Annotated in this window: 1 pseudogene; it reads left to right on the forward strand. The window is 36.7% G+C overall.

What is annotated here, in order from left to right:
* Positions 1-264 (forward strand): annotated as a pseudogene (locus Q4550_RS23550) (peptidoglycan D,D-transpeptidase FtsI family protein); the annotation flags it as partial.

Below are 264 nucleotides of genomic sequence, written 5' to 3' on the forward strand. Positions count from 1 at the left end.
TTATCTTCCCAAACAATTAAACAGGATTTGACGAAAGATGAAATTGCTGAAGTGAGCGAACATCTGAGTGACCTCCCGGGGATAGAAGTTGCAGCTGATGCGATTCGTGAATACCCTTATAATGAAACAATAAAAACTCTATTAGGAAATACAGGACAAATTGCCGAAGAGGAAGTAGATGCTTATCTTCAAAAGGGTTATGGATTAAATGATAGTGTGGGAATTAGTTTCTTAGAAAGACAATATGAAGAGTATTTAAGGGGA

Source organism: Anaerobacillus sp. 1_MG-2023, assembly GCF_030547345.1.
Taxonomy (GTDB): Bacteria; Bacillota; Bacilli; order Bacillales; family Guptibacillaceae; genus Guptibacillus; species Guptibacillus hwajinpoensis_B.